Source organism: Cyclobacteriaceae bacterium, from assembly GCA_013141055.1.
Lineage (GTDB): Bacteria > Bacteroidota > Bacteroidia > Cytophagales > Cyclobacteriaceae > ELB16-189.
The window spans coordinates 1157759-1182083 of record JABFRS010000001.1; the positions used below are offsets into that span (position 1 = coordinate 1157759).

22 protein-coding genes are annotated in these 24325 nt (G+C 40.5%); 7 read left to right on the forward strand and 15 right to left on the reverse strand.

Features of this window, described 5'->3' with window-relative positions; translation table 11 throughout:
- Positions 1-12 precede the first annotated feature (12 nt).
- Both HOP08_05040 and HOP08_05045 read left to right on the forward strand, forming a co-directional pair.
- Complete coding sequence (locus tag HOP08_05040; GenBank protein ID NOT74273.1) at positions 13-924, forward strand: metallophosphoesterase; 912 nt, start codon at positions 13-15, stop codon at positions 922-924.
- A gap of 27 nt (positions 925-951) precedes the next feature.
- Entirely contained in the window at positions 952-1593 is a 642-nt protein-coding gene (locus HOP08_05045; GenBank protein ID NOT74274.1) for a hypothetical protein, read from the forward strand.
- Positions 1594-1607: 14 nt separating this feature from the next.
- Here the strand turns inward: HOP08_05045 and HOP08_05050 are convergent, their stop codons facing one another.
- Positions 1608-3269 carry a glutamine--tRNA ligase/YqeY domain fusion protein gene (locus HOP08_05050; GenBank protein NOT74275.1) on the reverse strand — a complete coding sequence of 554 codons (1662 nt, stop codon included), beginning with the start codon at positions 3267-3269 and terminating at the stop codon, positions 1608-1610.
- 127 nt (positions 3270-3396) lie between these two features.
- On the opposite strand from HOP08_05050, the gene HOP08_05055 reads away from it, so the two are divergent.
- Positions 3397-3963, forward strand: a complete 567-nt coding sequence (locus HOP08_05055) for an AraC family transcriptional regulator (protein NOT74276.1) — start codon at positions 3397-3399, stop codon at positions 3961-3963.
- 76 nt (positions 3964-4039) lie between these two features.
- The gene (locus HOP08_05060) at positions 4040-4717 is read left to right on the forward strand and encodes a DUF4396 domain-containing protein (protein ID NOT74277.1); all 678 of its coding nucleotides are present in this window, start codon (positions 4040-4042) and stop codon (positions 4715-4717) included.
- A gap of 10 nt (positions 4718-4727) precedes the next feature.
- Here HOP08_05060 and HOP08_05065 read toward each other — a convergent pair whose 3' ends face one another.
- Positions 4728-5501 carry a S1/P1 nuclease gene (locus tag HOP08_05065; protein ID NOT74278.1) on the reverse strand — a complete coding sequence of 258 codons (774 nt, stop codon included), beginning with the start codon at positions 5499-5501 and terminating at the stop codon, positions 4728-4730.
- A 169-nt stretch (positions 5502-5670) separates the two neighbouring features.
- Between HOP08_05065 and HOP08_05070 the strand changes: the two genes are divergently transcribed.
- Complete coding sequence (locus HOP08_05070) at positions 5671-6912, forward strand: glutamate--cysteine ligase (protein NOT74279.1); 1242 nt, start codon at positions 5671-5673, stop codon at positions 6910-6912.
- A 324-nt stretch (positions 6913-7236) separates the two neighbouring features.
- On the opposite strand, the gene HOP08_05075 is transcribed toward HOP08_05070, so the two are convergent.
- Positions 7237-7704, reverse strand: a complete 468-nt coding sequence (locus HOP08_05075) for a hypothetical protein (protein NOT74280.1) — start codon at positions 7702-7704, stop codon at positions 7237-7239.
- Positions 7705-7884: 180 nt separating this feature from the next.
- On the opposite strand from HOP08_05075, the gene HOP08_05080 reads away from it, so the two are divergent.
- Positions 7885-9933, forward strand: a complete 2049-nt coding sequence (locus tag HOP08_05080; GenBank protein ID NOT74281.1) for a M13 family metallopeptidase — start codon at positions 7885-7887, stop codon at positions 9931-9933.
- Between the two features lie 85 nt (positions 9934-10018).
- Here the strand turns inward: HOP08_05080 and HOP08_05085 are convergent, their stop codons facing one another.
- The 8 genes from HOP08_05085 to HOP08_05120 all read right to left on the reverse strand — a co-directional run bounded on the left by HOP08_05085 (position 10019) and on the right by HOP08_05120 (position 19940).
- Positions 10019-10834, reverse strand: a complete 816-nt coding sequence (locus tag HOP08_05085) for an outer membrane beta-barrel protein (GenBank protein ID NOT74282.1) — start codon at positions 10832-10834, stop codon at positions 10019-10021.
- Positions 10835-10847: 13 nt separating this feature from the next.
- Positions 10848-11669: a PorT family protein gene (locus HOP08_05090; protein ID NOT74283.1), complete on the reverse strand. Its 822-nt coding sequence runs from the start codon at positions 11667-11669 to the stop codon at positions 10848-10850.
- A 49-nt stretch (positions 11670-11718) separates the two neighbouring features.
- Positions 11719-13635 carry a peptidase gene (locus tag HOP08_05095; GenBank protein ID NOT74284.1) on the reverse strand — a complete coding sequence of 639 codons (1917 nt, stop codon included), beginning with the start codon at positions 13633-13635 and terminating at the stop codon, positions 11719-11721.
- A gap of 152 nt (positions 13636-13787) precedes the next feature.
- The gene (locus HOP08_05100; protein NOT74285.1) at positions 13788-15440 is read right to left on the reverse strand and encodes a DNA mismatch repair protein MutS; all 1653 of its coding nucleotides are present in this window, start codon (positions 15438-15440) and stop codon (positions 13788-13790) included.
- A complete protein-coding gene (locus tag HOP08_05105) occupies positions 15440-15919 on the reverse strand; it encodes a hypothetical protein (GenBank protein NOT74286.1) in 480 nt (159 codons plus the stop codon). Before HOP08_05105 ends, HOP08_05100 begins: the two co-directional genes overlap by 1 nt.
- A gap of 37 nt (positions 15920-15956) precedes the next feature.
- Positions 15957-16814, reverse strand: coding sequence for an alpha/beta fold hydrolase (locus HOP08_05110; GenBank protein ID NOT74287.1), 858 nt, complete (start codon positions 16812-16814; stop codon positions 15957-15959).
- 68 nt (positions 16815-16882) lie between these two features.
- Positions 16883-18604, reverse strand: a complete 1722-nt coding sequence (locus HOP08_05115) for an alpha-glucosidase (GenBank protein NOT74288.1) — start codon at positions 18602-18604, stop codon at positions 16883-16885.
- 79 nt (positions 18605-18683) lie between these two features.
- Positions 18684-19940: a M23 family metallopeptidase gene (locus tag HOP08_05120; GenBank protein NOT74289.1), complete on the reverse strand. Its 1257-nt coding sequence runs from the start codon at positions 19938-19940 to the stop codon at positions 18684-18686.
- 23 nt (positions 19941-19963) lie between these two features.
- Here HOP08_05120 and HOP08_05125 point away from each other — a divergent pair, with 23 nt between their 5' ends.
- Positions 19964-20875 (forward strand): hypothetical protein, encoded by a 912-nt coding sequence (locus HOP08_05125; protein ID NOT74290.1) that lies wholly within the window; start codon positions 19964-19966, stop codon positions 20873-20875.
- A gap of 1 nt (position 20876) precedes the next feature.
- On the opposite strand, the gene HOP08_05130 is transcribed toward HOP08_05125, so the two are convergent.
- From HOP08_05130 to HOP08_05145, 4 genes are all read right to left on the reverse strand, one after another.
- Positions 20877-22229, reverse strand: a complete 1353-nt coding sequence (locus HOP08_05130; protein NOT74291.1) for an ammonium transporter — start codon at positions 22227-22229, stop codon at positions 20877-20879.
- A 109-nt stretch (positions 22230-22338) separates the two neighbouring features.
- Positions 22339-22863, reverse strand: coding sequence for a GNAT family N-acetyltransferase (locus HOP08_05135; GenBank protein ID NOT74292.1), 525 nt, complete (start codon positions 22861-22863; stop codon positions 22339-22341).
- Between the two features lie 25 nt (positions 22864-22888).
- Complete coding sequence (locus HOP08_05140) at positions 22889-23803, reverse strand: DUF3078 domain-containing protein (protein NOT74293.1); 915 nt, start codon at positions 23801-23803, stop codon at positions 22889-22891.
- Between the two features lie 68 nt (positions 23804-23871).
- Positions 23872-24252 (reverse strand): response regulator, encoded by a 381-nt coding sequence (locus tag HOP08_05145; protein NOT74294.1) that lies wholly within the window; start codon positions 24250-24252, stop codon positions 23872-23874.
- Between the last annotated feature and the right edge of the window lie 73 nt (positions 24253-24325).

Here is a 24325-nt window from a genome sequence, read left to right on the forward strand (position 1 = left end):
CATTAAATAATCATGCCAAGAGCCATTTCATTAGCGCTTTTTCTAATCACCCTCACGACGATTGTCAATGCCCAAATTGCTACTGCCAAAAATGAAATCGCATTCGTAAGTGATACACAGGCGCCATTGTGGATGGAGAACATTTATCTGAAAGGCAACCAAAACAAAAAGGCAACACGATTGATCTTTGAAGATATTGTTAAGACTAAACCACGAACAGTTTACATTCTGGGAGACGTAGTTTCTCTTGGCTTCCGTAATAAAAAATGGAGAGACATGGATAAATATATTGAGGCCTGTAGAAAAGAAGGGATTGAAGTCCATGCAGTATTAGGAAATCATGATGTCATGAGACGCGCGGCAAAAGGAGAAGTGAATTTTCAAAAGCGTTTCCCCGATCATGTGCGTACCGGATATGTGAGCATAGTCGATTCAGTTGCCATTATTCTTGTGAATTCAAATTTCTCGAAACTGAAAACAGAAGCCATTGTTATCCAACAATCCTGGTATGAAAAAATGCTTGATGCTGTAGATAAAGATCCTGCAATAAAAGCAACCATTGTCACCTGTCATCATGCACCATACACCAATAGCAAACTGGTGGGATCATCTACGATTGTGCAAGAGCGTTTTGTGAAACCCTATCTGAAAACAAAAAAAGGATTACTGTTTATCACCGGACACTCCCACACATTTGAACATTTTAAGAAATCTGGAAAAGATTTTCTTGTTATTGGCGGTGGTGGCGGGCTTCATCAGCCATTGGGCATAAAAATCGAAGACTCTTCAGGAAAGTATAAGCCCATGTTTCACTACCTAACGGTTCTAAGAAGCAAAGAAAATCTATTGGTATTGTCGCACTTCCTTAAAGATGACTTCTCCGGTGTTGATAAAAAGTATTCATTTTCAGTTCCCATACCATGATGGAATGATTTTTACATAGTTACTACAATGAACTATTTCATTCTTTCAATCATTCTGGTAGTATCCACTTTTTTACAAACTGCAGCTCAGACAGACTGCGATTTGAAGGTGGATAAAAACGGCATTAAGGTCTACACCTGTGAACTTAAAAATTCAAAATTTAAATCAGTAAAAGCATCCTTCGAACTCGAGAGCACACTTTCTCAATTTGCAGCAGCAGTTCTTGATATTGACAGATATAAAGAATGGCAATACAAGACGCTGGAAGCAATGGTTTTGAAAAAAGTGAGTAACGGGGAAGTTATTTATTATACCGAGGCAGCCGCCCCAATATTGACAAGTAATCGCGACTTTGTTATTAAGCTGACAGTAAATCAAAATCAGCAGACAAAAGATCTTCAAGTGGATCTTGTCAGTCTGCCGAAATACATTCCTGAAAAAGAAAACGTAATACGCGTTCCCTATTCCAAAGCCCAATACACTGTAAAAGCATTAAGTGCTTCAAGGCTTAAGGTTGATTACTATATTGAAATTGATCTTGGTGGATCAGTCCCAGCCTGGATGGTAAATTCCGTTGCTCCTCAGGCTCCTTATGAAACTTTCAAAGATCTGAAAAAGATTATTGGAGAATATAAGAATAAGGGAGTCAGTTTTGTGTTGAATCAATAATTTCTTGATTCAACCTAAGCCTTCTTAGCCTCTTTAGCCCACATATCCCTTAACGTAACCGTGCGATTGAATACAAGTTTTTTCTCTGTCGAGTCAGTATCGCGATAAAAATATCCAACGCGCATAAATTGATACCGGTCTTCAGCTTTACCTTCCGCCAATGCAGGTTCTGCATATGCTCTGGGAAGTATCTTCAGAGATTCAGGATTCAAATGATTTTTGAAATCATCTTCGATCTGGCTAAGGTCTTCAACACTAAACAAACGATCATACAATCTTACCTCAACTTCCAACGCATGCGGCACGCTCACCCAATGAATAACTCCTTTGACATTTATGCCTGAAACATCTGAACCACTCTTGCTTTCAGGAATATAGGTACAGTGAAGTTCAGTCACATTACCGGAAGCATCTTTGATAACTTCGTCACACTTAATAATATAGGCACTTTTTAATCGAACCATTTGTCCGGGAGCCAGACGGAAGTATTTCTTCGCTGGCACTTCCATGAAGTCATCCTTTTCGATATAGAGGTCGCGACTAAAAGGAATATCTCTTGACCCTGTGGCTGGATCTTCTGTATTATTTTCACTGGGAAGCATTTCCGATTTTCCCTCAGGGTAGTTCGTGATAACAACCTTGATTGGATCAGAGACCACCATTCTTCTCAATGAGATTTTGTTAAGATGCTCACGCACACAAAACTCAAGAACTCCAAGATCAATCAGGTTCTCACGCTTTGCGACACCGATCTTGTCACAAAATTCACGAATACTCTCCGGTGTATAGCCTCTTCTTCTCAAAGCAGAGATCGTCGGCATGCGAGGATCATCCCACCCGGTTACATTATTATCATTCACCAACTGCAGTAACTTGCGTTTGCTCATGATGGTATAAGTGAGATTCAATCGTGCAAATTCATACTGATGCGATGGATAAATACCAAGCTTGGATATAAACCAATCGTATAGTTCACGATGCGGGATGAACTCAAGGGTACAAATGCTGTGAGTAATGTTCTCAATGGCATCACTCTGGCCATGGGCAAAATCATACATTGGGTAGATACACCATGTATCACCCGTACGATGATGATGAGCATGCTTGATGCGATAGATGATAGGGTCGCGCATATGCATATTAGGGCTTGCGAGATCTCCTTTTGCACGAAGTACTTTTTCCCCGTCTTTGTACTTTCCTGATTTCATCTCTTCAAACAACCTGAGATTTTCCTCTATACTCCTGCTTCTGAAAGAAGATGGAACTCCTGGCTTAACAGGGGTTCCTTTTTGCGCAGCAATTTCTTCACTAGTACTATCATCTACATATGCGAGATCTTTTCTAATAAGCACTGTGGCGAACTCGTAGAGTTTTCCGAAGTAGTCGGATGCATAAAATTCATTCGACCAGTTAAATCCCAGCCAACGCACATCCCCTTTTATGCCATCTACATATTCGGTTTCTTCCGTTACCGGATTTGTGTCGTCAAAGCGCAAATTTGTTTTACCGCCATGCTTGAGGGCAAGGCCAAAGTTTAGGCATATGCTTTTAGCATGCCCCAGGTGAAGATATCCATTAGGCTCGGGCGGAAAACGGGTAATAATTCCCTGGAATTTCCCCTCCTTCAGATCATTTTCAACAATTTCTTCCAGGAAGTTTAAGCTCTTTTCCTCCATAATTCTGTTTTGAAAACCTTAAAGGTATAAAGGGTTGACGAATTAGCCGTAAAAAAGAATCGATGAGTTTTCAATATGTTTCTGCAACTTTCCCTTGTCACAAAAGGTTAATATTGAAACACTATCTATGGCGATCCTTTATATCAAAAACATGGTTTGCGACCGATGCAAATCAGCCGTAAAAAAAGAGCTTGAAAAGCACAGGATTGAATATAGCTCCCTCGAATTAGGCGAAGTCGGGATGAAAGAACTCCCTTCCAGAAATTCTCTTCAGAGTTTCAGCAGCTCACTTCAGGAATTGGGGTTTGAATTACTGGAAGACAAGTCTGCAAGAACAGTGAATCAGATAAAAAAAACTATTATCGGATGGGTTCGTGATGAGGAATCAAAAAATAAAAGATTGAAATTCTCCTCATACCTGTCAGAAACTCTCCATAAGGACTACGGATCTCTCAGCAATCTTTTCTCCACTATTGAAGGAACAACCATTGAACATTATTTGATCCTTCAGAAGATCGAAAGGGTAAAAGAACTGTTGGTGTACGCAGAACTTTCACTGGGAGAGATCGCCGATCAACTGAGCTACAGCAGCGTACAACATTTGTCCAATCAATTTAAAAAGATTACTGGACTTACTCCTGGCTACTTCAAAAAGATAGGAGCGGAGAAAAGAGTGCCGCTCGACAAAGTGTAACTCTTTCATTGAATTATGTAATATCTACCGGCAGCTTCAGCCGTATATTTACACACGTATTCAGGAATAATTCAAAATGACACATACATATTCAGTTAAAGGGATGACCTGCGGCGGATGCGCCAGTACCGTTCAACGTGTACTTTCATCTGTCCAGAATGTAGAAGATGTGAAGATTGATCTTAGCAAATCAACTGCCGAAATCACGATGGATCATCATATTCCAGCGGCGATCCTTCAACAGGCATTGCAAAAATATCCTTACCAGATATCTGAAGACGGTAATTATAAAGATATGGTCAAAACCGCAAATGAATTCTGGCAGGACAATCAAGTCTGGAAAAGAGCTTCATCAAATACCCTGAATTGCCTTATTGGATGCTCAATAGGAGATTTTCTTATGATCATTTTCCTTCAGCGATACTACCCAGCCACATCCATGGGAGTTCAAATGGTGTTGGCAGTGATTGCAGGATTGATTACTTCCGTATCTCTTGAAACTGTGTTATTGCATCGTCGTGAAAAACTTTCCTGGAATAGTTCATTCAAAATGGCAATCTCTATGTCATTCATTTCGATGATTGCGATGGAGATTGTAATGAACGCAACGGATTTTATGATTACCGGAGGTAAGGCAGCTTTTGAGAATCCTATGTACTGGACAGCTTTGGCGATTGCAATGGCAGCAGGATTTTTAGCCCCGCTACCGTATAACTATTTTAAACTGAAGAAGTACAATCAGGCGTGCCATTAGACTTGACACCTCATTTACCATAAATATCATTCAGAACGCCCGCCATTCTTATTCCAGCTTGCAGGATTCTCATCTTTGCTATTCCAAAATACTTAAAACCGTATTGGTAGCTCAGATTTCCATTACCAATATCATACACCTGAGGACGATATCCCATTGACTCCAATGCCCAATCTCTCACAGTAGTAGCCTGCCATTTCTTTACAACTAATGCATCAGGTTTTACAATTCCATTTGCCAGCTCAGTATAACTCAATTTACTATCGTCGATCATTTCACTATCCCACACGCGATGAAGATTGGAGTCGTTGCGGAACCATTTCAGTTTAACATCATTTCCACCTTTATCACCAGGCTTACCAACATGCAACGGTTGATGAACATCACCGATCATGTGAATGAGCATTTTCAAAAACTCTTTTTCCTGCTTGGCTGTGAGCTTCCCTGACTTCAGTTCTTTTGTTACCTTTTCAATCATCATGATCAATCTTCCATCCGGATTGGCTATCGATTCAACATCTTCATATTTTTTACCATCCGGAATTGTAGACCAATGCCAGTCGGTAGCATAGTTGTAAGTAGAATCAGAGCGGATTTCATCCATCCAATTTGAGACCATCGCAATAGATTCCTGTTCAAGAATCATGGCAATCTTCTTTTTGGCTTTGGCATTCAGGTATTGTTCTGCGATCAGCCCGGTAGCGCGGTGACCTGTGGCCCCCCAGCCAAATGCCTGTACCATGGCAAAACACAACATTCCGAGCACTAATAGTTTCTTTTTCATAATTCTTTAGGGAATGGTGCAATATTAGTCTTTTCAGGAAAACGACAAATTATTAAAGGTGATTTTACGGTTATCTTTGAGAACAGCGGCTTATCAACGTGATAACAACTGGAACTAAAATTCGTTATCATTAACACTCTGTCGGCGATAAACTCATAATATTCTAATCATGACCCAACCATCACGTTTGCACATTTTTCAGGCTTACGGCGTAGAGTTGGAATATATGATCGTTGATCGCAAAACGCTGGATATCCGACCGATTGCTGATGAACTGTTGAAGCACGAGCTGGGTCATATCGGAACCAATTTTGAAAATGATGTAGTAACGTGGTCAAATGAACGAGTCCTGCATGTTATTGAGCTAAAGGCGACAAAACCCGAAAGTAATTTCAATACCCTGGAAAGTGCTTTTGCGGATAACGTAAAACGGATCAACTCAATTCTGGAACAATGGGATGCGATGCTTTTACCAACTGCTGCCCACCCGTGGATGGATCCTATGAAGGAAACAAAATTCTGGCCCCATGGAAGCAATGACGTCTACAAGGTTTACGATAGAATATTCAGCTGTAGTGGTCATGGATGGAGTAATCTGCAAAGCACGCATCTAAACTTACCATTTTACGATGATGAAGAATTTGTAAAGCTTCATGCAGCAATTCGTCTCGTATTGCCTATTCTTCCTGCGTTATGCGCCAGTTCGCCAATCATTGAAGGTAAAGTTACCGGCGCTCTGGATTCAAGAATGGAGTATTACAAGAACAAGCTTGCGAAGATCCCGTCCATCACAGGAAGGGTGGTACCGGAGGGAGTCTTTTCCAAACGACAATATTCCAACAGCATTTACGACCGTATCAAAAATGATATTGCATCCTACGATCCTGAAAATATTCTCAATCCAATCTGGCTGAACTCCCGGGGAGCAATCCCACGATTTGACAGAGGCTCTATTGAGATCCGCATTATGGATATTCAGGAAGCGCCGCCGGCAGACATTGCCATTCAGACGCTGGTGATTGAAACAATCAAGGCGCTGGTCAGTGAGCAATTCTGCAATCTTGAACAACAGATGCGTGCAAAGACGGAAATCCTTGCCGGAATTTTAGATGATACTTCACAAACCGGACAGCAAACTGAAATTTTATCATCGGAATATCCGGAAGCTTTTGGATTAGAAGCTCCTTGCATCGCTAAGGATCTCTGGAAGCACATCTTTTCAAAATTACTGGAAAGCAAAAATGCAACGTTGGAAAAATGGGAACCGGAATTATCAGTTATTCTGAATGACGGGACACTTTCCGATCGCATTCTCAGATCGATGAACAGAGATGCTTCGCTTGAAAATATTAAAGAAACCTATCAGCATCTTGCGGATTGTCTTGCACAGAACAAGATGTTTATTGTTTAAGGGGTATCGGATATCTAAGCCGAAGGCCTGATAAATTTTAAAATCTGCAGGACCAGCATCACGAAAAGAAAAACTCCTATCATCGTTAGAAAAATGGTAGCAACCATATAACTATTAGATGTCTTATTGTATACCAGATTGTAGGCAGCTTTTCTAGGATTTGTAATCCAACGAACAATAGAATAGACATTCTCACCTAAATTCTCCCTGATAAATTGCTTTACAGGTGAGCGGGAAGACCGGATTCTTTTTCTGGAATGACTTGAACCGAATTGCATAAAACTTAAAAGCCAAAGAATAAAGGGTTCTTGATTATCTATATATTTATATGAGCCCATTTAAAGGACCACTCATCTTCATTTCAATTTCATTCTTAAGCAAAGCCGGGTCCTTAGTTCCAATACGGACAAACCTATTGGTGTCATAAAAACTGATCTCCACAGCTTTGAAGCCTGTGATATTATATAGCATTCCGTTTACCAAAAAACGGATACCCCATCCCGAAAACCATGAGTTTTTTACTTCACGTATCGACTTGATCCTGCTCATCGCAATTGATTTTCGGATGATGCCAACTCCAAAAGAAACAGTAATTCTTTTTTGATCCACTACGGTTTTCATCCGGTAGAAAAATATACCAACCACGATAAAAATAGAAGAGATTGTTATCATCGAACCAAGGCTTGAATTCTTGCCTGCTCCCGCAAAAAAACTCCAGATGATAAAGATCTGAGCCGGTATCATAACCAGCACTGTAGGCCATCCAAACTGCGATTCTTTAAATGTTTTCATATCAAAATCATTAGCACTACCGTAACACAAAATAGCCATTTAAAACGCTTTCTCCCACGAAATATACATTCTTTTCACCTGTTTAAGCCACTGATACGAGCACTCACCCGTTCGGAAATAATTCCGATGCCCAGGCTTGAAAACGGCTATTTTAGCACTCCGAAAAAAAATCAAATTATGATTACAAAAATCTTATCCTTCAAAGTAAATATCCTTTTGCTCCTACTCCTTGCCGGGGTATCAGCCGTCAATGCGCAGCAGGAAAAATCAAAAGCAAAATTGATCGATCCAGCTAATATGAATCTCACTGTAAAGCCCGGTGATGAATTCAGAGAATATGCAGGTGGTGTATGGCTTAAAAACAATCCTGTTCCAGCTAAAGAAACAAACTGGGGAAGCTTCAGTCTTCTTCGTGATTTTAATCAAAAAGCGGTTTATAAGATTGTCACTGAAGCGGCAGCCGATAAGACCGCTCCAGCTGGTTCAGTAAAGCGACGCGTAGGTGATTTCTATGCTTCCGGAATGGATAGTCTTGGAATTGAAAAAGCAGGATTCTCTCCTATCGCAGCTGACTATGCTCGTGCAGGATCATTGCAAAACACTCAGCAAGTAATTGATGAGATCGTTTTGGAGCGCATTCAGGGAATCGGTTCTCCATTGTTTGGGCTTTTTGTTGGCCAGGATCGCAAACATCCACAGATCATGGCAGCACAAATATCACAAGGTGGTATCACGATGGGTGATCGTGATTATTATCTGAAGAATGATCCACGCTCAAAAAAGATACAGGATGCTTTCACCAAATACATGGTGACACTATTCAAGCTTGCTGGTGATGATGAAGCAACTGCAAAGAAAAAAGCAGAAATAGTTTATGCAATGGAGAAGAAGCTCGCTGCAGCGCAAATGAGCCGCGTAGAGATGCGTGATCCTTATAAGACATACAATAAGTTATCGATTGCCGATTTCAGTAAAATGGCCCCAACCTTTGACTGGAAAAATACATTGGATAAATTCAAAGTTGGAGGAAGCGACAGTATCCTCGTGAATGTTCCTAAATTTTTTGTCACTGCAGACAGTCTTTTGAAAAATGGCAGCATTCAGCAATGGCAGACTTATCTGCAATGGAACATTCTGAGAGGCGCTTCACCTTTTCTCAGTAAACCTTTTATAGATGCAAGCTTTGCATACAATCAGGCAGTGACAGGTCAGAAGATCCAGACACCACGCTGGCAACGTATGTCAACGTTGACTGATGGCACGATTGGTGAATTGCTTGGACAACTTTATGTTGAAAAACATTTCAAGCCTGAAGCAAAAGCACGCATGAAAGAGATGATCAACAATCTTGTGAAAGCTTATGAGATCCGCATTAAACAACTCGATTGGATGAGCGAAGCAACCAAGGTAAAGGCTCTTGAAAAATTAAGAGGGTTTACCCCTAAGGTTGGTTATCCTGACAAATGGCGCACATATGATGGATTAGTAATTAGTAGCGATGCATTCTTTCAGAATCTTCGTAATGCAGGTATCTGGCAATACAATGAAATGGTAGCACAATTGGGGAAACCTGTTGATCGTACTCGTTTCGGAATGACACCTCCAACTGTCAACGCATACTATAGCCCCGTATTGAATGAAATTGTTTTCCCTGCCGGAATACTACAATATCCATTTTTTAATATGGATGCTGACGATGCATTTAACTACGGTGCAATCGGTTCAGTGATTGGTCACGAGATTTCACATGGATTTGATGATTCAGGAAGTCAGTACCAGGCAGATGGAACACTAAAGAACTGGTGGACTGCAGAAGATCGTGCAAAGTTCAATGAGAAAACTAGAAAATTACAAGAGCAATTCGATGCCTACACGGTACTCGACACACTTCATGTGAATGGAAAGCTTACGATGGGTGAGAACATTGGTGATCTTGGCGGCTTGAATGCTGCTTATGAGGCCTTCAAGATGACCCCTCAGGGCAAGTCCAACACAAAAATTGATGGATTCACACCTGATCAAAGATTTTTCCTCGCATGGGCACAGGTATGGAGAGGCAATCAATTGAATGAAAGCAAGGCGCAGATGATTCTTACTAATCCACATTCTCCTGGAGAATATCGTACGATTGGAGCACCTGTCAATATGGATGCGTGGTACAAAGCATTCAACATCAAACCAGGTGACAAACTATACAAGAAGCCTGAGGACAGAATTAAAATCTGGTAGATTTAAGAAAGTTAACGTAAGAAAAGGTGCAAGGGTTAATCCTTTGCACCTTTTCTATTTTATAGAGCTGGGCTTTACTGACTATTCAAAAAATCCGGTAAGAAAGTCCAAGAGATGCATTAAAATTTCTTGACCCTAATTGACTTCTATCATCCTCTCGGCTTCCTTCAAAATGAGGTTGCGAGTTTGTAAAACCTCTCACAATTTTTAAGGAGATCATTGTTCTACCAATGAGATAACTGACACCAAAATTAAATCCAATATCTAATGGATTATAATACTGCCCTTCTCCAAAACTATTTCCTTCAGGCACATTCCTTGTCTGCATCTTAGAAGATAAAGTATAGAAACTGGCTTGGGTAATGGCACCAGAGCTTGTACCTGATCCGGCGACTCCTTTTTCTGAATAAGTACCTCCATCAAGTGCAAGACCCACGTAAGGCCCAATGAAAGTCTGAACTTCACTTTTCCAGAGTTTATGATGAAGCACCAGGTTAACAGGAAGTGTTATATACTTTCTGTTTTGCGTTCTCTCAACTCCAGTATAAGAATATAATCCACCACTTACAGCCCAGTTTTCCACAACTACTCTCACCTGATTCAAACTGTAGATTAATCCCGGACGTATTGATATCTGATCATTTACTTTTATATCCACAGCAACACCGCCGTAGAATCCAAAATTTAAAGATTCAGACACTTTGCGTTTGTATATTCTGTAATCAGTTGGAGCCGGGCTTCCGTCAAAAGCGACATAAATAAAGTTGGATCCATCCGTTGGTGAATCATCATTATAGACAGATGTAGATAAATTTACCCCTGCCTGAGGCCAGATCGTGACTTGTGAATATCCAACAGTGCTTATACATACCAAAATCAAGACAATTCTTATTGCTTTCATCAAAGTTTGCTTTTTACAATTTTACTTTATCTATCCTATAAGCAAGTCCTAAGGAGAATCCAATATTTCTTTTCACCAGATTATCTCTGGTTGCTTCCAGGTTCTCGTCCTCATAATGAGCGCTTGAATTACTGACTCCGTTCACAAACTTTCCGGAAATAAGAACCCTATCAACTTGATATCCTAAGCCTATTTCCATTCCTATATCCAATGGATTATAGTATCTATCATACGTAAACGTATTGACGGGAATTCTTTCGGCTAAAAGTTGTGTACTTCCATCGGAACCCGTCTCTGAAAAAATAATTGACCGATATATCCCATTCATTTTCACCTTCTCATAGACAAATTCACCTTGAAAGGTGCTATTCATTCCCAAACTTGCGTAAGCACCTAAAGAAATCTGAAGATCATTTTCCTGAAATTTAAAGTGACCAACAAGATTCAGTGGAATTGTCAAGTACCTCCTATTTTCTTTTTGTTCATAGGTCAGACGAAGAAAGATACTTGGATCCACATTTGCCACATTTTGGTAGGTCAGCTTGACGTTATTCTGATTATACAATAATTCCGGTCGGATAGAGAAATGCTTATTAAGTCTAATATCAACCATCAAACCAAAATAAAAACCAGTACCCAAAGTTGTGGAGGTGTTTGAACTACTTAAGGGATAAGCTTTCCCTACTGTTGCATCATACAATCCGAGATTTGCAGGATTCGAATTAGTGAACTTAACACCTGACGTATTAAATCCAGCCTTTGGCCAGAATTTTACCTGACTCATGGAGTGAAACGAAATCAATCCAATTCCCAAAATCAAAACCAATACTCGCATAATCTCTTAAATTCTATTTTTAAACTATCTTTTCAATTTACAGGCCCAATCAATTCCCAATCGTAATCTCCCTCTCCTTATATCCTCCCCGTGTTGAAAGCAATTTAACTTTAATTTTAACAGGGCCTTTTTGATTCAACTTCACCTTAAAAGTAACATCCTTCTTTTGTCCAACACCAGTATAACCCGCATAAATTGTTTTATCTCCAATTTCGGGTGAAGTAATAATCACTTTCGCATCCTTACTTCCCTTCAACAAGGCCTTATCGACGTCAAGCATGACTCTATCCTCCTGAACGATCTTCACCAGTTTCGCTTGTTCCAATGCCACTGGTAGCTTCCCGGAATTAGTCCACTGAACTTTGATCTCATATTCATTATTGGCAAGCGCTTTTGTAGTCACATCTGTTAGTTCAATCTGAGGAAGCTCCATCATCATCGCAAGATTAAAACGCCCTTCCTTTGCAGCCCAGCTTTCCAGTTGTGATGGCGGGCCATTCTGGGTAAAGAACTTTGGATGGAAACCACCGATTTCCACCTCGCCAAGTACTGGATGAATGAATTTTTTCCATGGCTTAAATCCTTTACCACCATTCCCTTCGTCATCCCAGCGCAATGCGTCATAATCATCATACTCACCATCATTATTATAATCTTTCATTGCACCGCTGTTCCAAAGCTCATCACCATACCAGATGGAGCCGTACTGGAAATATCCAAAATCAGGACCGTGGCCGAATAATGGCGTAGGTTTTGATGGCTGACCTGTCCAGCTGTTAATTTTTGATCGCATGTTAAATGTTTCATAAACATCGCCAGCCCATGGATAATGTGTATAAGAAAGCCCTAAGCTGTCCATGTGCTTATAGATTTTATTATCCGATGGAAACATGCTTTCCTCTGGCTTTGATGTGGAAGGAGGCCTGAGATGCATTGGCACACTGGTATCCATTGAATTAACAATGGAAACATTAGGATGACTCAGCAACCATAAAACTGTTGCGCGTGTTTCGGATTCGCTTAGTGGATATTCACCTGCACCTCCCTGAGTATATCCACGGCCGCTATAATCTCCTCCGTCATCAGGACGCCAGTTCATAGTATAGTTACGATGAAGATCAAGACCACCAATACCATCTTCATTATACTTTCCATCACCATCATTATCAATGCCTTCCGTGTATACAATCCAATCACCCTGACCATCCGGAACGTGCTTCATTAATCTGCCGGAAGGGTCGCGGGAATCAAGAGTGTAGTTCGCTTTCTCCATCTCATCCTTGCCAGCCCTCTTTCTCATCTGATACATAATTCCATCATCATCCATATCCTCTTCTGAATCCTCATCCAATAATCCATCACGATCATTATCCTTTGGATGTACTGTACTGCGATTGCGTTGCGCTGTGAAGAAGTAAAGTGTTGCACCATCAGGATTGTTTTCCGGACGCATATAGATGGTCTTTGTATCAATCAGTTTCGTAATAGCAGGATCCTTGCCGTAGTTCTCCAGCAAATACTGAGTGAGCCAAAGCATGGATTCACTTCCGGTGATTTCTCCACTATGGCGTCCACCTTCAAAATAGGCGGCAGGTTTTTCAAAATCTTTTCCGGTCTTTTTATTAGTGATGGTCATTTGCAAAATGGGGCGGCCCTCAAAGCTTTTTCCAACCTCATACAATTCAGTGATATCAGGATATTTCTCTGCCCATTTTCTGTACCACGCATACTTAACATCGGGCGTGTGATAAATATCAAATGTCAGTTTGTCGCCAGCTTTATATTCCACCTCCTTGAATTTGAATTTTTTGAAATAGCTGATGCCATGCCTCTCACCCCGGACGACATGATGCTTAATTTCAAAATCACTTTCAGTGAATCTTGGTTCCGTCTTGTAGTAAGATGGTTGGGCAAAAACACAGATTGCGGCAAGCCAGCAAACTGCCAGAGTTGTAATTTTTTTCATAGGATTTTGGTATCGGTAAGATTACTCTATAATACACATTCCAACCCGAAAAAGGAGGATTTAATATCGAAGATTGCTGAAATTAATGATAGGCGGAAATAACATTCAATCTCTAAAATCTACTTTCCTGAAATTCAGACGTTCATAAGTCATTATGAACTTAATCTTTTTGCTTCATCAATGATCTCTTTAGGATAACCCGAAAGCTCAAGTATTCTAATCCCATTCCTTGTTGTCAAAGATCCGGGTTTAATCATATGATCAAAATGAAGCTGCTGATCCTCGATCGTTTCCGTGAAATGATACAGATCATACTCCTGATTCAACAGTGCCGACAGTTCAATATCATGTGTGGAAACGATAACAATATTATTTCCTCCATTGAGATAAGACAGGATTGCCTTGGCGGATGCAATTCTTTCTACTGTATTGGTACCCTTAAATACTTCGTCCAAAATAAATAAGTTCTGATTTCCAGACTTAGCTTCTTCTATGAGAGAAGCCATAATATTTACTTCTTCATAGTAATAGCTTTTGCCCTCCAGCAAACTATCATCGATTCTGATAGAAGAAAATTGCTTTAGAATCGGAGCGTTGAATTCTTCAGCAAAACAAGTATAAAGTGTTTGCGCAAGAATTGAATTGATCATAACCGTTCGCAAAAAAGTTGTCTTCCCAGACATGTTGGAACCGGTAATCAATACACTTTTGCCGTTGACGGTAATGTTGTTCTCAACACAATTAACAATCAACGGATGATAAAGACTAACTGCCCTTAAAGATTTTCCATTATTGATAAATGTAGGGCGACAGGTTTTAGAACCCGCACGGAGAGAAGCTATCGAAATAGCTGTATCAATCTCGCCAATGTAACGATAGAGTGTTGTGACACTGGATTTCTTTGTTTCCAGTTCTCTGATCAGGTAAAAAAGAGTGAAAATTTCCACCAGGAAAAAGATCTTTATCAACTCCACAAAATAGAGCCCTATCTGACTAAGATCATCGCGGATATCACCAGTCTGAGTAAGGTTCAGAATAGTTGAATTTCTTTTGAATGAGGAGAGGTCTTTAATACTCTTCTCAATATCACCCGGATTCTGATTTGGATAAATCTTCATCATCCTCTCAGATATGCTGATCAGGAGATTCAATTGAGGAAAGGATTTCACAAACCTCATCGCATTACTTTTATTCCAGTAATGAATGATCATGTTAATAATAACTGGAATTATAAGAAACAGAAGTAAAATCGGAAACCGGAAAGAAAGACCGAGCAACGTAACAACTACCAGGATATCCAGAAATAAATAATTAAACCATACTGGCTTTTCCAAAAGCTTATCTTCCATAAGAGAAGTTATGTAATAAGCATTATTGTTATTGAGGCGAATCAGCTCTTTTTGAATACTTTCCCGTAGCGAAGCATTCCCATTCAGTTCATCCGCCCTTTCACTTAATCTTTTAAGATCGTCGGAATTGCTTCCAGGCTGAATGAGTTTTCTAAATAAGAACTGTTGACCAATTCTACTCGTTGTGCGATCAAGAAATTCGAAAAGCCTGTAAAAGTCAATGTCATCAATTGTTTGATTGGAGAGTTGATGGAATTCTTTTTCGCCAGACACAGAAGCATACTTATCAATTCGGTCGAAGAGAAACGCCTCATTCTTTGGTTTACCCCAACTCTCACGGATCATCTCAAGCCTTTTCTTTCGAAGGCGATTGACTCTTGAACGGGCATAGAGAAAGGCTAAAAGTACAATGACAAAGCCGGCAGCAAGATATAGGATTATGTTATAGGAGATCATCAGTCGCTATACTTCACTGGACTGCATTGCGCAAAAGCAATTTTGTTCTTTAGAGGAAAATTATAAGTCTTGATGAACTCATTCACCAGTTTTTTGAATTGAGTTTCTTTTAAAGTCTCAATTGTCCCGGGAGCAAAATTGAAAAGAAAGTAGTCAATGCGCCCATCACTATTTATATAGATCCGGTTGAAACATCGGGTAGTCTTACCCCATGAGAAATTGTTCTTTTTAAGATATCTCCCGAGATCATTTAGCAAAGAAGTATAGCCAGCGATAAATTCCTTTTCCTGACCCCAGAATGCCGCTTTGGTTGAGTCATCGCCAAGAGCGCTTTTATATCTATCGTCCAGTTTTTCAAGAGTAATTCCCCTATTCTTAATTGCATCATCGAAAGAAGTGGCAATTTTCTGACTGTAGAGAGCAAATGAACTCAGCAATAATAGAAACAATAGCAAACTCTTCATCTCCTTTATTTTCACTAAAATACTATTTTAATGAAAACATCAGAAGATTCGTTTACTTAAGAAAAGAGGATATAGAGTCACTCACTTTGTCAGATTCCTCTTCCTGTGGGAAGTGGCCGCTCTTTTCAAGCTTAATAACTTTCGTCTGAGTAAAACCAGATAAGAATTTATCAAGGTATTTTGGTTTAACAACAGGATCCTTCATACCCCATATGAAAAGGGTTGGCTTTGAAGAAATTGCCTGTCGCTTGCTCCAAAGACTTTCAAACCAGTCCTGATCATTCAACAATGATTTTGCAAATGCAAGAGCACCGTTACGTTCAGTTTTATTTGCAAAGGCCTGAGTGTATTGCTTCTTCAATTTTCCAGAAAGCTTGTGATCTCCAAATGACTGAGGCAAAACAAATTTTGGTGAGAAGTTCAGATAGCGATATAAAAACGGAAGCAACGGACTTTTCAGAATCTTGCTGAAGGCGATGAAATCCGGGTCCGTAGTATTACTCCACAGCCAGGAGTTCAGAACAACCATACTCTTAATCCTTTCCGCATGATGAATGGCAGCATTCAATCCGATGGGTCCACCAAAATCATGAACCACCAGCGTCATATTCTGAAGATTCATATCGGTTATAAACTTCTCAAGGGTTTTACTGTGATTCACCGTTGAATAATCATAATCTTCAGGCTTATCAGATAAGCCAAACCCAATATGATCAATGGCAATACATCTGTAAGAGGATTTTAATTTTTTAATGACGTTTCGGAAGTCAAAGCTCCAGGATGGTGTTCCGTGAACAAAAAGAAGAACATCCCCTTGTCCTTCATCAATATAGTGGAGTTGCTGTCCGTTGATAGTAAAATAGTTGGATTTAAAAGGATACTCCAGTTGATCGAGCCAGGGGAATTTCATAAGTCAAAATTTAAGACTAATACGGATTGATTCCAGAATAGTTACTAATCCACTTTGTCCCGAAAATTTTACATTTTAAAAATCATTACTTCATAGGGACGTAAGGCAGTTGAAAGTTTTGATCTGTTCTTTGCTGGGGCTTCCTTGTAATTCGACATGACGAGCTTTGCATTGGTCGTCCCCATTGGAATGTTTGCCTGAGCTTTAGTCGCTGAGAAATTTAACATGATCAAAAACTTCTTACCCTCATATTCCCTCAGATACGAATAGATTTTGGCGTTCCCCTTATCCAATAATGTATACTTACCATAGATCAGGGCTGGATTCTCCTTTCTCAACTTGACAATTTTCTTAAAATAACTCAGACAGCTATTAGGGTCTTTCTCCTGAACCACAGCATTAATTATTGTATAGTTAGGATTTACCTTGATCCATGGTTTACCTGTTGTAAATCCTGCATTGACAGAGTTATCCCACTGAAAGGGCGTACGTCCATTGTCCCTGCTCCCGAACTTCACTGCTTTCATAAACGCCGGCAAATCCCCACCAATATCTTTCTGATGCTGATATTCATTTAATGTTGGCATATCGTTGTAATCTTCAATCTTCTCAAAGCCCGCATTCGTCATTCCCAGTTCATCACCATTATAATAGTAAGGAGTTCCACGCATCGTCATAATGAATGTCGTAAGCATCTTCGATGAAAGCTCGCGGTATGGCGGAGTATCATTTCCATAACGACTCACCATTCGTGCCTGATCGTGATTGGCCAAAAAAACTGAAAGCCATCCCTTCTTTGCAAAAGCACTGTCCCAACGCGAAAAAACTTCTTTAAAATGAAGCAAACTGTAACCACTTTCTTTTGCGATGTCCACACCTTCAAATGCATAAGCCATATCAAGCTCATGGCGATCTTCGTCAACGAGGTTGTGTGCATCTTCCATTGTATTGCCGGCTCCTTCAGCAACCGTCATCACATTATACTTACTGAACACTTCCAGATTCATCTCTTTCAGATACTCATGAAGATGCGGCCCCATAGAATAATACTTCATAAAATTCTTTTCATATCCTTCCGGAAACACCGGAAATGAAATATCCTTTGCTACAAAGCCAAATGCATCAAGCCTGAATCCATCAATCCCTTTGTCTGCCCAGAATTTCAGAATTCCATAAACTTCCTGGCGAAGCTTAGGATTTTCCCAATTCAGATCTGGTTGCTTCCTTGAAAAGTAATGCAGGTAATAGGCATTTGTCAACGAATCGTACTTCCATGCATCGTGATTGATATCAAACAAACTATAACGTGGAGAAGGTTTTCCTTTGTCAGCGTTCCACCAATGATAGTAATCACGATATGGGCTCGTTCTTGAACTGCGACTCTGTCTGAACCATTCATGCTCATCACTGCTGTGATTCACAACAACATCCATTACTAACTTGATTCCACGATCATGAAGTCCCTTCAGTAATTCGTCAAAGTCCTCCATGGTTCCAAAATCTTTCATGATATTACGATAGTCACTGATATCATAACCATTGTCATCGTTGGGGGAACTGTAGACAGGATTCAGCCAGACAACGTCAATGCCAAGGCTTTTGAGATAATCAAGCTTAGAGATAATTCCTTTCAGGTCACCTATACCATCAGCGTTGCTGTCTTTAAAACTTCTTGGATATAGTTGATACACAACAGCTTCCTTCCACCATTTGTGATCGTTTACCTGACTGTAACCAGTTGTAAAAAATGCCAACAATATCAGTATGAAAGGAACCCTTTTACTACCCATGTTATTCGTAGTTAGAATGGAAAATTACAAGAAATAAGTGGATTTGATGATCAATACGGATTCACCTGAAGATCAGCTTTCATCGGAAATTGATGATAGTATTGGATACCGGGAATTCCTCTTTAATAATTCGCTTCCCTTTCTTCAGATCAGTCCATCGCTCTTTACCGAATTTCGAAAAATCATCATACTTACCCATCAATGTGAATTGATCAAAAACATATGGCTTCCCTTCAGAGCCCAACGGTGACTTTCCCTTTGCCAAATGAAAGTGCAGGTGGGGTCCGGTTGTGTTTCCCGTATAGCCGAGTGAGGCAATCACCTCTCCTTTCGCAACGGTCTGACCTTCCTTTACTTTGATGCTTCCAGGCTTAAGATGTTCATAGAATGCAAAGAAACCCGGAAAATACAGGCAGATGTAATTTCCTGTTGCTCTTTCCGGTGAGTAATCTTTGTGACCTGATAAGGTTGGACTTTCCGTAAACGTTGTATCAACTGCTATCACGTAAGCATCTTGAACCGCCAGGACATCTGCACCATATCCATACCAGTTCTTTATTTGATCTTCATCACCCTTTGCATACTTACCCTTCTCATCCATCTTAATAAAATCGATCGCATATCTGCCCGGCAGCCATGGCTTTCCATCAACGATATACTGAACACGACGATGTCCTCGCTCCCAGTTCGGGTCATAAACAGCAGCCCACAAACCTTCACCTAATGGCGGTCCCAGAATATTCCTTTCCGAAGGGAGAATAGAAATAGATGCTCCTGAAAAATGACGCGTTTCAAGACTGCGGGTATATTCAATATTATGATAGATACTCAAATTTCCTGATGTGGAGGGCAAGGCTATCTCGAGATAAACAGTGCTCGAAGCTCCTGGAGGAATAATATTCTTCCCAACGCGTGCCTTATTTTTCAACGTATGAATCGCCGAAAGAGAACCTCCACTAAAAGAAGCAATTGCTGTGGTGTTATAAGCATTCATGATCTTAACCCCATCAAGCCTCACTGTGTCCTTTGTGAAATTATCGAAGTTAATCTCATAAAATGTCATAAGCCTTCCTCCAATTACAACTGGATTTGGCGAAGACGGATCAATCCCGAAATGAGATTTAGGAATAGAGTCGGAAATTTCGGGCTGTTTTTGCTCTCCCTTTGATGAAGTACAGGAGAATAATCCCGCATTTAATAACAGAACTGTTAATATCCCGCATCCATACAAAGTCAATTCAGCAAATCTATTCATATAAAGGCCAAGGTAGCTGATCGTTACTTTCAAATCAAAATCATCACATTTTCCGTCATACATACTTGCCTTTCGCAACACGGATCAACATATCTTAATTCATCATGCGCATCAGGGTATGGATACGAGGTTTCTTTGGATTCTCAAGAAGGGAAACAAACGCATTTCTTGTCTTGCTTCCGCTAATGGTAATCGTTCTCTTCTCAGAACCTGTCTATCGTCACTGGAAATTGCGACAACCATTGGACCTGAGTAAGGATCAGCGATATCTGGATAGTCTTCTTAGCACGTTAACGTTCGTTAAGATTGATTGTGTTTCCAATACTCCAAAATTCACAAAGCCGAATTCTATTCCATCAGATGTCAGCTTCTATTCATTTGATCCAAATACCTTGTCAGAAGAAAAGTTTATTCAACTTGGTCTGTCGCCCTTCCTCGCTGGTAGAATTATCCGCTTTCGCGAAAAAGGGGGTTTATTCAGAAAGAAAGAGGACGTTGCAAAAATCTATGGTATGGACTCTCTATGGCTCAGCAAAGCAAGAGATTTTATTACAATTCCCTCCATTCCTGCCAAACCCAAATCATTATATCCAACCGAAAAGAGAATTTATGCCACGGAAACTTTCGACATTAACCTTGCAGACACTATTCAACTTTCAAAAGTCTATGGAATTGGCCCCGGACTCTCAAAACGAATACAGGCATATCGCGATAGGCTTGGAGGCTTTGTTTCCATGAATCAACTAAAAGAAGTGTGGGGACTTGACTCCACTGTCATAAAAGCTCTGGAGAGGAAATTTTTTATTGCCGAAGATTTCATTCCTCAACAGATCAATCTTAAATCTTTGAAGACAGAGGAGATCAGGCATCCCTATATAAAAAGGAAAGAATTGTATGCGATCATTGCCTACAGCAAGCAACACGGCGAGATCACATCTCTTGAACAACTGAAAGAGATCAAGATTCTTACGAATGATTGGCTGGAAAAGGTAAGACCTTATCTGAAGATGGAATGAGCTATGCAGCTACTTCCATTTTCTGATTTGTTGGTCCGGTCGTTGTTCCAGCAGCTTCCGTTTGCAATGTTTCTGAATGCTGGCTGAGATCAAGCCCCATACGCTCTTCATCTGGTGATACTCTCAGCTTTGTCATCATTCCGGTGATCCTGAATATAATGAAAGAACCAACAAACGTAAAGACCGATACGATTACCAATGCAAGAAGATGATACATAAACGTCTTGGTCTCTTCATAGACCAGACCGACATCCTTGGCAAAAACACCTGTCAGGATCATCCCTACAATACCACCCACACCATGACATGGGAACACATCCAGTGTGTCATCCAATGTGGTGCGTTGCTTATAGTATACGGCAAGGTTGCTAATGATCGCTGCAGCAAATCCAATAAAAATACTCTGACCTAAATTCACAAATCCAGCTCCAGGTGTGATGGCAACCAATCCGACTACTGCTCCTATGCAGGCGCCCATGGCAGATATCTTTCTTCCTACCAATGCATCAAACAATACCCACGTCATCATCGCTGATGCGGAAGCAAAACATGTTGTCGCGAAAGCCTGCACTGCAAGTCCGTTGGCAGCAAGAGCAGAACCGGCGTTAAATCCGAACCACCCAAACCACAGCATTCCTGTACCGAGGATGATAAATGGAATGTTTGCAGGTTGATGATTATTATGCTGACGTTTTCCAAGAATGAAGGCTCCAGCCAATGCCGCAAATCCTGCTGACATATGAACGACAGTACCTCCTGCAAAATCAAGCACTCCCCACACTCTTAAAAATCCTTCCGGATGCCATGTCCAATGTGCCAAAGGACAATAGATGATCAGTGAGAATAGGCACATGAAAATCAGGTAAGAAGTAAATTTCACACGCTCGGCAAAGCTTCCGGTAATAAGTGCTGGTGTGATGATGGCAAATTTGAGTTGGAACAGTGCAAATAATAGGAATGGGAATGTTGGCGCAAAATCAGGATGAGGGCTTAAGCCTACATTGCGGAAAGCAAAGAAAGTCGTGGGATTGCCAATCAAGCCATGCCAGCTTTCTCCAAAGGCAAGGCTGAATCCAACGAGGTACCATAATAAACTGACTACACCCAGAGCTATGAAACTTTGGAGCATTGTTGAGATCACGTTCTTAACGGAGACCATTCCACCATAAAAAAAAGAAAGGCCGGGAGTCATGAAAAGAACAAAAGCGGTGGCAACGATCATCCAGGCTGTATCAGCCTTATCGATTGTATCGAGTGTAGCCGATTCTGGATTACCGCCGGTCAATAAAACCAGGAGCTGAAGGGCTGCTAACACTATAAAAATTACGATCCATCGGGTTTTGGGTCTGCTCATAGCCTATGTCAACAAAATTTTGGTTGAATTTCGTAACAATAGGTTAAAAAATAACCCACTTCCTTAAAAAATTTATCGAATCCGTTTGAAAGTAGCTAAAAGTGGATACCTAATCCTGGATCCTCAAATCCAACTTCAGCAGCCAGTCTGTTTGAGGATCATCTCCCATCTGGAACACGTGTTCTGAGAACCGCTTAAACCCAAGCTTATCATAAAAGGCCTGCGCTTTGAAGTTCTTTTCCCATACACCCAGCCACAGCCAGTCAAACTTCCTTTCGCGTCCATACCCGATTGCTTTTTCCATCAGCATAAGACCAATCCTTCTACCTTGAAATTTCCTGGAGACATACACCCGCTGTAATTCAAGGGCGCTCTTCCCCAGGTGAGCCTCTGCTTCATCTGTTACACGCAAACGCAAAAATCCCGCTGCCTCCTCTCCCTCCCAAGCGATATAATAAATGGAATCAGGTTCATAGAACTCACGTTCAAACTTCAGCGGTTCGTAAGCATCACGAACGTAGGCAGCCATATTCTCAGGAGTATTATCCTTGGCGAACGTGTCTATTTGTGTTTGAATGGAAATCTCTCTTAACAAGGGAATATCTTTCGGCAGCGCCGGTCGGATCTCTACCATAAATAACGATCAGTGTATTCCGGAACTATTTCTTCTCCTCGTAGTTTTGAAACGTATAGAGAATTCCAAGTGATAATGCCTGACTATACTGCGCGTCTGCATCCTGATCATAATCATACAGGAAAATACCGCCGATGCTTACGTTGATGTACTTATTCACCTTTGCGGTGAGATTCAAATCAACACGGTGGTCAATTTTCTTTGCTTCAAGGGTCTCATAGTTAGCAAAGAGGACGTAACGCCATTTTAAATTGATATTGGTTGCGATGTCCTTATTAAATTCCGCAAGCATCTGGAATGCGTACCACTCAAAACGGGTGGATCTGCCTACATCCACACCGTAAGGACGAATAGAATCCACTGCAGCATATCGCCCATCGTTATTGCCTAAAAAAGTAACACGCGGAGCGAAAGGTGATAAACGGACTTTAAAATATTCCACCGGATGATACTCAGCTCCTATTGATGCAGTGAGAAAAGTGGGAGCAAATGAATCTGATATTAACTGACCTTGTTCTATGCCATTAACATCCTTCACGTACTTATAACCTTTTGCAAACTGCGATACTACATTTGCAGCAAAGAACAGGTCCCATTTATCTGATAGCGCGTGCCCGATTTTTGTGTCCAGGAAAATACGATCGACAGTTTTACGATAACCCTGACCACCGTTATTGACCATACCATACAGCAAGTCAATTTCATTATCCCAGGAAGTTTTCCCATTCTTATAATTAGCCTTAAAATTTAACAGTGCGTTGAAACCAAAAGAATTCACACCACCGGCTTTCCAATTGGAAGAGAAGGCCGCCTGATTGAGATTAAGTCCAGCCTTGAAAGCTTTCTTCCATTTAGACGTGGTGTCTACCTTGATATTCTGCGCAAGAGTTTCAGTGGCAACAAAAGAAAAAGTAAAGCGATTGCAAAAGCCAGTAAACAGACCTTTCGGAAATTTTTTATCATGATTGGAGGGTTTCGAAGGCAAAAGTACGAAACCGACCTCCGTGATCAAATATTGTTCAATTTGATTTCATCCAGCGCCAATTCTGTCAGTGGCTTGGTGATGAATTTAATAACGTAATTGTTATTAACGATCCGATCAATATCGCGCTTATTGTCAGAGCTTGAGAGAATAATAACCTTGCATTTAGTACGGACGAGCTCTTTGAATTTTTCAAATTCATATAGAAAAACAAAGCCGTCGACTACTGGCATATTGATATCAAGGAAGATGATATTTGGAAGATTTTCGGGAGTATTCTGATTCTCTGTGAGGTAATCCAAAGCACTTTTTCCTGAATTCTTTACCTCAACTCTTTTCGCAAATTTTGTAATCTCTACTATCCGTTTACTGATGAAGTTATCGGTGTCGTTGTCATCCACCAGCATTACTAAGTCTATTGTCCTCACCGCTGTGCTCATCTTCTTTAGTTAAATACCTGACTCCTTGTAATATGGAGTG

Excerpts from the sequence above, each read along its gene's own strand:
- HOP08_05095 (NOT74284.1), bottom strand. The coding sequence starts at position 13,635 with ATGAAAAAAATTACAACTCTGGCAGTTTGCTGGCTTGCCGCAATCTGT.
- HOP08_05045 (NOT74274.1), top strand. The coding sequence starts at position 952 with ATGAACTATTTCATTCTTTCAATCATTCTGGTAGTATCCACTTTTTTA.
- HOP08_05100 (NOT74285.1), bottom strand. The coding sequence starts at position 15,440 with ATGATCTCCTATAACATAATCCTATATCTTGCTGCCGGCTTTGTCATT.
- HOP08_05145 (NOT74294.1), bottom strand. The coding sequence starts at position 24,252 with ATGCTGGTGGATGACAACGACACCGATAACTTCATCAGTAAACGGATA.
- HOP08_05125 (NOT74290.1), top strand. The coding sequence starts at position 19,964 with ATGCGCATCAGGGTATGGATACGAGGTTTCTTTGGATTCTCAAGAAGG.
- HOP08_05135 (NOT74292.1), bottom strand. The coding sequence starts at position 22,863 with ATGGTAGAGATCCGACCGGCGCTGCCGAAAGATATTCCCTTGTTAAGA.
- HOP08_05085 (NOT74282.1), bottom strand. The coding sequence starts at position 10,834 with ATGAAAGCAATAAGAATTGTCTTGATTTTGGTATGTATAAGCACTGTT.
- HOP08_05070 (NOT74279.1), top strand. The coding sequence starts at position 5,671 with ATGACCCAACCATCACGTTTGCACATTTTTCAGGCTTACGGCGTAGAG.
- HOP08_05090 (NOT74283.1), bottom strand. The coding sequence starts at position 11,669 with ATGCGAGTATTGGTTTTGATTTTGGGAATTGGATTGATTTCGTTTCAC.
- HOP08_05065 (NOT74278.1), bottom strand. The coding sequence starts at position 5,501 with ATGAAAAAGAAACTATTAGTGCTCGGAATGTTGTGTTTTGCCATGGTA.
- HOP08_05060 (NOT74277.1), top strand. The coding sequence starts at position 4,040 with ATGACACATACATATTCAGTTAAAGGGATGACCTGCGGCGGATGCGCC.
- HOP08_05050 (NOT74275.1), bottom strand. The coding sequence starts at position 3,269 with ATGGAGGAAAAGAGCTTAAACTTCCTGGAAGAAATTGTTGAAAATGAT.
- HOP08_05110 (NOT74287.1), bottom strand. The coding sequence starts at position 16,814 with ATGAAATTCCCCTGGCTCGATCAACTGGAGTATCCTTTTAAATCCAAC.
- HOP08_05130 (NOT74291.1), bottom strand. The coding sequence starts at position 22,229 with ATGAGCAGACCCAAAACCCGATGGATCGTAATTTTTATAGTGTTAGCA.
- HOP08_05075 (NOT74280.1), bottom strand. The coding sequence starts at position 7,704 with ATGAAAACATTTAAAGAATCGCAGTTTGGATGGCCTACAGTGCTGGTT.
- HOP08_05055 (NOT74276.1), top strand. The coding sequence starts at position 3,397 with ATGGCGATCCTTTATATCAAAAACATGGTTTGCGACCGATGCAAATCA.
- HOP08_05115 (NOT74288.1), bottom strand. The coding sequence starts at position 18,604 with ATGGGTAGTAAAAGGGTTCCTTTCATACTGATATTGTTGGCATTTTTT.
- HOP08_05040 (NOT74273.1), top strand. The coding sequence starts at position 13 with ATGCCAAGAGCCATTTCATTAGCGCTTTTTCTAATCACCCTCACGACG.